Genomic DNA, 10,001 nt, shown 5'->3' on the forward strand with positions numbered 1-10,001 from the left:
TCCGCCAGGCCGAGTCCGCCAACCTTCTCGCCCACACCGAGCTCCGTCGCTACCAGCCTCACCCGGGAGAACGCCGAACTGCACCGCGTCATCAGCCTGCTGCGCACCACCGTGCCGCTAGTCACCACGCGAACCGGTGCGTCGCTTCCCGGCGACCGGCCGGGCGGCGAACGGCACGGCTCGCCGAGACGGCGGGCAGCGCAGGCCAAGCACCCGGGGCCAGCCGGCGGCGGCGCCGCCACCGCCGCGACCTGACCACCGCACATCCTCGCCACAGCGCGGAACCGCGGAACACCAGGATCCCCGGCCGGCTTAGTCGAGTCAGTCCGGACCAGGGTGGGGCCGGTTGCGGTGCGTTCTGCCCGGTCTGAGCCCTACGGATCGTACGCACCGCACCGCTCGAAGCGCACCGCAATCGGCGGGCCACCGGCGTCAGGCCACAGACTGCGGCCCGACGGGGTGGGAGTAGAGCGTCAGGCGTCGGCGACGGGGCGCAGGATGTTGCGGTCGGTGTGGGCGACCGGGCCGGTGGGCACCCGCGAGTGGTCGATCGTGGTGGTCTCGTCGTAGGCGAAGCTGCCGTCAGGGTTGACGGTGATGGTCACCTCGTATGCGGTGGTGTTCGCCGCGCGGGCCAGGTACGGGTTGGACAGGATGCCGTACGTGGTGGAGCCGAGGTCCGCGCGCAGGGTGAAGCTGGTCGCGTCGGGCGCGACCACGCCGCCGGCGATCAGGGTCTGCCCGCGGGGCACCAGGAAACTGCGCATGACGTGGCCGAGCTCGGCGTCCCACAGCCAGTAGCCGAGCTCGGTGTGGAACGGGGCCTCCTCGCCGAACCGCCACGCCGCCATCTTGTAGTCGAGGCCGTAGAGATGCTGCGTGCCGTTGTCCACCGGACCGAACGGCTTCAGCGTGACCCGCTCACGGTACGGGGTGGTGATCATCGAACCCTCGACGTTGCCGAAGGCGACGTCGACACCCTGGTCGCCCTCCCATTCGCCGGCCAGGGCCGCCAGCGGCCCCCACTCCGGACCAACCTTCTCCGTCAACGCCGAACCCTCCTAGACTAAAAAATTCCCGAAACCGGCGCAAAACCACCGGAACATCCAGACATTACGTGGCGAGCCCCCGAAGCCCGTCGGCGCCCTGACCCACCCGGGCCCCCGCCGCCGTCCAGCTTGGCAGCGGACGGCGGCGGACGGCGGCGGGGGGTCGGGGGGTCGGGCGGTCGGTCAGGTCTGCGAGGCGTCGCCGGTGCGGGGCGCCGCGGCGGCCTCGTGCTCGTAGGTCTGCCAGCGGGCGCGGATGTCCTCCTGGGCGAGGTCCGTCAGCTCGGCGACGGCATCGGGGGCTACCGCGCCGAGCCGGGTGAAGCGGGATTCGGTGGCGGCGAACTCGGCGAAGGTCATCGACGGCGGCCGCGAGTCCAGCGAGAACGGCTGCTCGGAGCGGGGGTCGACCCGGTAGAGCGGCCAGTAACCCGACTTCACCCCCGCCTTCTGGTGGGACAGGCCCTCGGTCATGTCGATACCGTGGGCGATGCAGTGGCTGTAGGCGACGATGAGCGACGGGCCGGGCCAGCTCGCCGCCTCGTTGAACGCCCGCACCGTGTGCTGGTCGTTGGCGCCCAGCGCGATCTGCGCCACGTACACGTCGCCGTAGGCGGCGGCGAGCAGGCCGAGGTCCTTCTTGCGGGTGCGCTTGCCGCCGCCGGCGAACTTCGCGACCGCGCCGCGCGGCGTCGACTTCGACGCCTGCCCGCCGGTGTTGGAGTACACCTCGGTGTCCAGGACGAGCACGTTGACGTTGCGGCCGGAGGCGAGGACGTGGTCGAGGCCGCCGAAGCCGATGTCGTAGGCCCACCCGTCGCCGCCGACGATCCACACGCTCTTGTCGACCAGGTTGTCGACGAGCGGGTCGAGCCGGGCGTCGTGCTCGGTGCCGGCCAGGCGCCGGCGCAGTTCGGCGACGCGGGCGCGCTGGGCGAGGATGCCGGCGTCGGTGCTCTGGTCGGCGCCGAGGAGCTCGTCGACGAGCGAGTCGCCGACGATCGGCGCGGCGGCCTGCAGCAGCCGACGGGCCTCCCGCGCGTGGCTGTCGAGCCCCAGGCGCATGCCCAGGCCGAACTCGGCGTTGTCCTCGAACAGCGAGTTCGCCCAGGCCGGGCCGCGGCCGTCGGGGCCCGTCGTCCACGGCGTCGTCGGCAGGTTCCCGCCGAAGATCGACGAGCAGCCGGTGGCGTTCGCCACCAGGATCCGGTCGCCGAACAGCTGGGTGAGCAGCTTCAGGTACGGCGACTCGCCGCAGCCGGAACAGGCGCCGGAGAACTCGAACAGCGGCTGACGAAACTGCGAGCCGCGGACGTTCTCCGCGGGGATGCGCGTCGGGTCGATCCGCGGCAGCGTCTCGTAGAACGCCCAGCCGGCGCGCTCCTCGGCCAGCCGCGGCGCCGCGGCCACCATGTCGAGGGCCTTGTGCTCCTTGTTCTCTCGGCTGGTCGCCGGGCAGACCTTGACGCACAGGGTGCACCCGGTGCAGTCGTCCGGCGCCACCTGGATGCTCACCCGCAGCCCGGCGAGGTCCTTGTCCCTGGGCTGACGCGACTTGAACGTCGCGGGGGCGTCGGCGAGCAGCGCCGGGTCGAAGGCGGCCATCCGGATCGCGGCGTGCGGGCAGACGATCGTGCACTTGCCGCAGTTGATGCACAGGTCGGCGTCCCACACGGGCAGCTCGTGGGCGATGGCGCGCTTCTCGTAGCGGGCGGTGCCGACCGGGAAGGTGCCGTCGGCCGGCAGCGCGCTGACGGGCAGCAGGTTCCCCTCCCCTGCCATGATCCGGGCGGTGACCTCCTTGACGAACACCGGCGCGTCGCCCTCCAACCGCCGGGCCGTGCGCTCCCCGACGGTGCGGCCGGTCAGGTCGACCTCGGCCAGCGCGCCGAGGGAGGCGTCGACGGCGGCGAAGTTGCGTCGCAGCACGGCCTCGCCGCGCTTGCCCTGGGCGACGCGGATGGCGTCCTTGACCGCCGTGACCGCCGTGTCGGCCGCCAGCAGCCCGGACAGTTGCAGGAAGCAGGTCTGCAGCACGGGGCTGACGATCCCGGGCAGGCCGGCCTCGCGGGCCACCCGGTCGGCGTCGACGACGAACAGCCGGGCGCCACGCTCGAGCAGGTGGCGCTGCGCGTCGGCGGGCAGGTGCTCCCACACCTGCTCCGCCGGGAACGGACTGTTGATCAGCACGGTGGCGCCGGTGGCGGCCACCTCGAGCACGTCGACCCGCTCGAGCAGCGAGAACTGGTGGCAGCCGACGTACTGGGCGTCGCTGATGAGCCACGGCGCGTCGACCGGGCGGGGCGACAGGCGCAGGTGCGACACCGTCATCGACCCCGACTTCTTGGAGTCGAACACGAAGTAGGCCTGCGCGTGCAGCGGGGTGTGGTCGGCGACGATGGCGGCGCTCGCCCGGGTGGCGCCGACCGTCCCGTCGCTGCCGAGGCCGTAGAACACCGCCCGGCGGACGTCGGCGTCCTCCGGATACCCGGCGTCGTCCACGTCGAGGGAGAGGTTCGTGAGGTCGTCGTGGATGCCGACCGTCACCTCGCGGCGCGGCGCGGCGCTGGCCAGTTCGTCGAACACGGCCGCGGCCATCGCCGGGGTGAACTCCTTCGACGCCAGCCCGTAGCGGGCGCCGATGACCCGCGGCATGCTTTCCGGCCGCTCGGCGAGCGCGGCGATCACGTCGAGGCGCAGCGGCTCACCGAGGGCGCCCGGCTCCTTCGTCCGGTCGAGGACCGCGAGGGAGCGGACCATCGCCGGCAGGCAGGCGACGAACGCCGCGCCGTCGAAGGGCCGGTAGAGCCGGACCTGGACGAACCCGACCCGCTCACCGCGTGCGACGAGGCGCAGGACGGCCTCGCGCACCGCGGAACGACCCGAGCCCATGACGACGACGACCCGCTCGGCCTCGGGGTGCCCGTGGTATTCGAAGATCCGGTAGGACCGTCCGGTGGCCGCGGACACCCGGTCCATCGCCCGCGCCACGATCCCGGGGACGGCGGTGTAGTAGGCGTTCGACGCCTCCCGGGACTGGAAGAAGGTGTCCGGGTCCTGGGTGGTGCCGCGGATCACCGGGCTGTCCGGGGACAGCGCGCGCAGCCGGTGCGCCTCGACCTGCTCGGCGGGCAGCAGCCCAGCGAGCGTGGCGTCGTCGATCTCGTGGACCTCGTTGAGCTCGTGCGAAGTGCGGAAGCCGTCGAAGAAGTGCAGGAACGGGACCCGGGATTCCAGCGTGGCGATGTGCGCGACGGCGGCCAGGTCGTGGGCCTCCTGGGGGGAGGCGGAGGAGAGCATGGCGAAGCCGGTCGAACGCGCGGCCATCACATCGCTGTGATCACCGAAGATGGACAGCGCGTGCGTGGCGATGGTGCGGGCGGCGACGTGCAGGACCATCGGCGTGAGCTCGCCGGCGATCTTGAACATGTTGGGCAGCATCAGCAGCAGGCCCTGGGAGGCCGTGAACGTGGTCGACAGGGCGCCGGCCTGCAACGCCCCGTGCACCGCACCGGCGGCACCGCCCTCGCTCTGCAACTGGACCACATCGGGGACCGCGCCCCACAGGTTCGCCCGGCCCTTCGTCGCCCAGGCGTCGGCGAGCTCTCCCATCCCCGACGCCGGGGTGATCGGGTAGATGGCGATCACCTCACTTGCCCGGTAGGCCACCGAGGTGGCAGCCTCGTTACCATCGATCGTCTTCTGACCCATACACCCAGAGTCGGCTGCGGATGACGCAGCGACGAGGGACTTCCTTCCCTTACCGGAAGACGGAAGTTACCGGTAGGAGTCCCTGTTTGGCTCACCCGCGGGCGGGAGAGCGACAATGCGGGCAGCGCACACCGACAATGTCGACAGGATGCGAGGCGATGTGACGCAGCCAGAGTTCGGCGAGGTGTGGCGGGAGTTCGCCGCGATCCACAGCCACGGCCTGGCCCGGGTCGCGGCGGCCACGCCGCTGGTGGTGACCGCGCAGCCGGCGCGCAATGCCGAGGCGACGGTCGCGCTGGCCCGCCAGGGGGACACCGGCGGCGTCGACGTCGTCGTCTTCCCCGAGCTTGGGCTGTCGTCGTACGCGCTCGACGACCTGCACCTGCAGGACGCGCTACTCGGCGCGGTCGAGCAGGCGGTGGACACGGTGTGCAGGGCCAGCCGCGAGCTCGCGCCGCTGCTGCTGGTCGGGGCGCCGCTGCGCCGGCTCGGGCGGCTGTACAACACGGCGCTGGCGATCTCGCGCGGGCGGATCCTCGGCGTGGTACCCAAGACGTTCCTGCCGAACTACCGCGAGTACTACGAGAAGCGCTGGTTCGCCTCGGGCGCCGGCGTCACCGGCCTGGAGATCACCGTCGCCGGGCAGACGGTGCCGTTCGGCACGGATCTAATCTTCGAGGCGGCGGATCTGCCGGACCTCGTCGTCGGCGTCGAGATCTGCGAGGACTACTGGGCGCCGATCCCGCCGTCGTCGTACGCGGCGATGGCCGGCGCGACGCTGCTGGCGAACCTGTCCGCGTCGAACATCGTCGTCGGGAAGGCCGCCGACCGCGCGCAGCTGTGCGCCGCCCAGTCGGCGCGGGCGATGGCCGGCTACGTCTACTCGGCGGCCGGGACCGGCGAGAGCACCACCGACCTGGCCTGGGACGGGCAGGGCACCATTCACGAGCTCGGGGATCTGCTCGCCGAATCCGAACGCTTCGCCGACTCCCCCCAGCTGCTCGTCGCCGACGTCGACCTCGCCCGGGTGCGCCAGGAACGGATGCGCACGGGGACGTTCAACGACGCCGCCGTGCTGGCCGGCCAGCCCGAGCGCAGTTTCCGCACGGTCCGCTTCTCCCATCGCCCGCACCGCCGTGACGTCGGGCTGCGCCGCCACCAGCGCCGCTTCCCGTTCGTCCCCGACACCCGCGAGCGGCTCGACCTCGACTGCTACGAGGCGTTCAACATCCAGGTCCACGGCCTGGCCCGGCGGTTCCGGGCGACCGGCGGGGGCCGGATGGTCATCGGCGTCTCCGGCGGGCTCGACTCGACGCACGCGCTGATCGTCGCGGCGAAGGCCTGCGACCGGCTCGGGGTGCCCCGCACGACGATCCTCGGCTACACCCTGCCCGGGTTCGCCACCTCGGACGAGACGAAGGCGAACGCCTGGGCGCTGATGCGGGCGCTCGGCGTCGAGGCGGCGGAGATCGACATCCGCCCCGCCGCCCGCCAGCTGCTCGCCGACCTGGGGCATCCCGCCGCCGAAGGCGCCGCCGCCTACGACGTCACCTACGAGAACGTGCAGGCCGGGCTGCGCACCGACTACCTGTTCCGGCTCGCCAACCACCACGGCGGGTTCGTCGTCGGCACCGGCGACCTCAGCGAGCTGGCGCTGGGCTGGTGCACCTACGGCGTCGGCGACCAGATGAGCCACTACGCCGTCAACGCCGGCGTGCCCAAGACGCTGATCCAGTACCTGATCCGGTGGGCGGTGGGCCACGACCAGTTCGACGAGGACACCGGCAAGCTGCTGACCGCGGTCCTCGACACGGAGATCTCCCCCGAGCTGGTCCCTGCCGACGCCGAGACCGGGGCGATCCAGAGCACGCAGGACCGCATCGGCCCCTACGAGCTGCACGACTTCTTCCTCTACCACCTCCTGCGCCACGGCCTGGCGCCGTCGAAGATCGCCTTCCTCGCCTGGCACGCCTGGCACGACGCCGGCTCGTCCGGCTGGCCGGCCGGCTTCCCCGACGCCGAGCGGCACGCCTACGACATGACGACGATCGTGCGCTGGCTGCGCGAGTTCCTCCACCGCTTCATCGCGTCGCAGTTCAAGCGCTCGGCGCTGCCCAACGGCCCGAAGGTCTCCTTCGGCGGCACCCTGTCCCCGCGCGGCGACTGGCGGGCACCGTCCGACGCCAGCGCCGCCGCCTGGCTCGCCGAACTCGACCGTAACGGCCCGCCCCGCTGACCCCGCCCCGCTGCCCCGCGGCGGGCGGCGGGCGGCGGGCGGCTCTGCTTATCCGGAGGCCTGCGTGTCCGCTTTATCCCTCTGGAGAGGCAGGGTGGGCCCGCGGTGAGCGAAGAGGATGGCGAGGCCGGCGGCGGCGGACAGGCCGGCGGCGGCCAGGTAGGCGGCGGTGAACGGGGCGGCGTGCAGCGCGTCGCCGACGATCGCCGACAGCAGGCTCATCCAGATCACCGCGCCGATCTGGTTGGCGGTCTGCTGCAGCGAGGTGGCCAGGCCGAAGCTGTCCGCGGGGGCGGCATTGCCGGTGATCACGAGCAGCGGCGGCTGGGCGTGCCCGAACGCCAGGCCGCTGACGATCAGGCCGGCGACGACCACGGGCAGGCGGTCGTACTGGGTGCCGAGGGCGAGCACGGCCAAGGCGACGGTGTAGACCCCGCCGGCCACGCCCGCGAGCACCCGCGACGAGATCCAGGCACCCAGCCGGCTCGCCGACGGCGCGGCCAGCGCGATCGACAGGGTTCGGGTCATCGTCACCAGGGAGGTGGCCGCGACCGACAGCCCGAACACTCCCTCCAGCAGCAGCGGCGTGACCAGGAAGTTGCCCATGTGGGCGGCGCCGAGCAGGAACGAGCTCGCCCCCGCGGCCCGGATGTCACGCTCGCCGAGCAGCGCGGTCGGCAGGACCGGCATGGCGGTGCGCCGCTCGACGACGACCAGCAGCCACAACAGCAACGGGACGGCCACGAGCAGGCCGACGACGATCGGCCGTAGCCCCCAGCCGGCGGCCCGGTTGACCCCGAAGGTCAGCGCGAACGTTGCCGCGCCGAGCACCAGCGCGCCGGCCTTGTCCAGTTTCAGGCTGCGGTTACCGACGTCGACCGGCAGCACCTTCACCGCCGCGACCAGCGGGATCAGTGCGATCCCGGCCTGCATGACGAACAGCGGCCGCCACCCGATCGAGTCGATGACCAGCCCGCCGATGGCGAGCCCGCTCACCGACGCCCCGGACAGCACCCCCGACGCCCAGGCCGACGGCCGCACCCGCTCGTGCGGCGGGAAGGCGTGGAACAGCATCGCGAACGACGCGGGAATCGTCGCCGCCCCGGCCACCTGCGCCGCTGCGCGGAAGGCGATGAGCGACACCGGATCCCAGGCCAGCGCGGTCGCCAGCGAGAACACGACGGCGAGCACGGAGCCGACGAGGAACGTGCGCCGGTGGCCGCGGATGTCGCCGACCCGGCCGAGGATCGGCATCGCGACCGCCTGCGCGAGCAGCGAGCCGGTCACCGCCCAGGAGATCACGTCGACGCTGCTGTGCAGGTCGCCGGCCACCGTCCGGATCGACACGGACAGCACGGTCGCCGTGAACGTCGTCGCGAACATCCCCGCCAGGCAGGTCAGCAGGATCAGCCGCTGTTGCCGGCGCCCGGCGTCCGGCGTCCGACCCCGCCCCCTCGCGGGTGACGCCGGCGCCGGCGTGCATCCGGCCGGCTAACGGCGGCGCGTCCTCGGCGAGGTCGACGGCCACTTCGGCCGGCACGAATGACGGGGGCGACGGTACGGGCCGCCCCGGGCCCTGGTCCTGCGCAACCACGTTGCTCCCCTCCAGGCCCGCGGGCCAAACCCTCCGATCGTCAACCGCGGTTGTGCCCGGACGCAACCAATTACCCGGCGGCGTCGCCCGGACGCTCGCCCGGGCGACAGCGGCAGCTGGGCGGGGCAGGGTCAGACGTCGAGGACGAGTCGTGGGCCGCGTGCTCGGGAGCAGCACACCATCATCACGGTGTTGGCGGTGCGCTCCTCCTCGGTCAGCAGCGAGTCCCGATGGTCGACCTCGCCCGCCAACACCTTGGTTTCGCAGGTGCCGCACACTCCCTCGCCGCAGGAGGTGGCGATGTGGATGCCCTGGTCGGCGAGCGCGTCCAACACGGAAACGCCAGGGGGGACGATCACGGTGACACCGGACCGTTCGGCCACGACCTCGAAGGGCTGGTCGTCCGTGCTTGTCGCTCCTGACCGACGTGAAGCGCTCGACCTGCAGTGTCCCGGGCGGCCAGGAACGGCACGCCCGCTCGACCGCCTGAAGCAGCGGTTCTGGTCCGCAGCAGTAGACCGCGGTTGCGATCTGCGGTTGCCCCAGCGCCGCCGGGATGTCGATGAGCCCGGTCTCATCCTGGGGTGCGATGGCCACCCGCTCGCCCCTGCGTTCGAGCTCGTGCAGGAAGGCCATCGATGCGCGGGACCTGCCGCCGTAGGTCAGCTGCCAGTTCTGGTTTTCCCGGCGCTCCAGCTCCCGGACCATGGCGATGATCGGCGTGATCCCGATGCCGCCGGCGATGAACACGTACCGTTGCGCGGCCGCGAGTCGAAACGTGTTTCGCGGGCCCCGGACCTGAATCACGTCACCTTCGCGGATGTTGTCGTGGATCCAGGCCGACCCACCACGGCCGTCGGGCGCGTTGAGTATCGCGATGCTCCAGGCCCCGTCGCTGCCGCACAGGGAGTACTGGCGTGCGCGTCCGTCGGGCAGCAGCAGATCGATGTGTGCGCCGGCCTGCCAGTCGGGGAGGGCGGCACCGGAGGGATCGGCGAGGGTGAGTCCTACGATGTCGTGGGCGTGGTGGACTCGCTCGGTTACTACGACGTCGCGAGTGTCATCGGTCATGGCCTACTCCTGCGGCGGCTGCCGCGCGGTTCGTCCTGCGCCGGTGCAGTTCGAACAGGACGCGGCCAAACTCCTCGTGCTGGTGTCCCGCAGCGCGGTGCTCGTTCTGGAGTAGCTCGAGTTCGGACTGCAGTGACTCGTTGCGCACGATGAGATCGCTCATCCCGGGATCGGTGACGCCGGGCGCGGACTGCAACCGGGGTGGCTGCTTCATGCGCTCCACACCGGCGAGCAGGGTGAGGTCGACGAGCGTCACCTCCAGGTCGATGTTGTCTGTTTCCAGATAGTGAGCCTTTCCCGGTAACGTTTCGTCGCTTTGCGTGACATCAATGTGGTGTTG

At 71.9% G+C, this 10,001-nt stretch carries 7 protein-coding genes and 1 pseudogene; 2 read left to right on the forward strand and 6 right to left on the reverse strand.

Annotated elements, in window-relative coordinates; genetic code table 11:
• A partial coding sequence (locus tag G6R25_RS17475) for a hypothetical protein (RefSeq protein WP_163553850.1) occupies positions 1 to 255 on the forward strand: 255 nt, incomplete at its 5' end.
• A gap of 218 nt (positions 256 to 473) precedes the next feature.
• Here G6R25_RS17475 and G6R25_RS17480 read toward each other — a convergent pair.
• Positions 474 to 1,049, reverse strand: coding sequence for a heme-binding beta-barrel domain-containing protein (locus tag G6R25_RS17480; RefSeq protein WP_163553851.1), 576 nt, complete (start codon positions 1,047 to 1,049; stop codon positions 474 to 476).
• Positions 1,050 to 1,232: 183 nt separating this feature from the next.
• Positions 1,233 to 4,760, reverse strand: coding sequence for a pyruvate:ferredoxin (flavodoxin) oxidoreductase (gene nifJ, locus G6R25_RS17485; protein WP_163553852.1), 3,528 nt, complete (start codon positions 4,758 to 4,760; stop codon positions 1,233 to 1,235).
• A gap of 160 nt (positions 4,761 to 4,920) precedes the next feature.
• On the opposite strand from nifJ, the gene G6R25_RS17490 reads away from it, so the two are divergent.
• The gene (locus G6R25_RS17490) at positions 4,921 to 6,996 is read left to right on the forward strand and encodes an NAD(+) synthase (protein ID WP_235948859.1); all 2,076 of its coding nucleotides are present in this window, start codon (positions 4,921 to 4,923) and stop codon (positions 6,994 to 6,996) included.
• Positions 6,997 to 7,044: 48 nt separating this feature from the next.
• On the opposite strand, the gene G6R25_RS17495 is transcribed toward G6R25_RS17490, so the two are convergent.
• The 4 genes and pseudogenes from G6R25_RS17495 to G6R25_RS17505 all read right to left on the reverse strand — a co-directional run.
• Positions 7,045 to 8,379, reverse strand: a complete 1,335-nt coding sequence (locus G6R25_RS17495) for an MFS transporter (protein WP_235948861.1) — start codon at positions 8,377 to 8,379, stop codon at positions 7,045 to 7,047.
• 342 nt (positions 8,380 to 8,721) lie between these two features.
• Positions 8,722 to 8,949 (reverse strand): 2Fe-2S iron-sulfur cluster-binding protein, encoded by a 228-nt coding sequence (locus G6R25_RS31760; protein ID WP_235948863.1) that lies wholly within the window; start codon positions 8,947 to 8,949, stop codon positions 8,722 to 8,724.
• Positions 8,950 to 9,253: 304 nt separating this feature from the next.
• Positions 9,254 to 9,661, reverse strand: a pseudogene (locus G6R25_RS31765) (ferredoxin reductase); the annotation flags it as partial.
• Positions 9,651 to 10,001: hypothetical protein (locus tag G6R25_RS17505; RefSeq protein ID WP_163553854.1), on the reverse strand; the 351-nt coding region annotated here is incomplete at its 5' end. The pseudogene G6R25_RS31765 and the gene G6R25_RS17505, both read right to left, overlap by 11 nt.

The sequence above is a fragment of the Candidatus Frankia alpina genome, assembly GCF_902806485.1.
GTDB classification, from domain to species: Bacteria; Actinomycetota; Actinomycetes; order Frankiales; family Frankiaceae; genus Frankia; species Frankia alpina.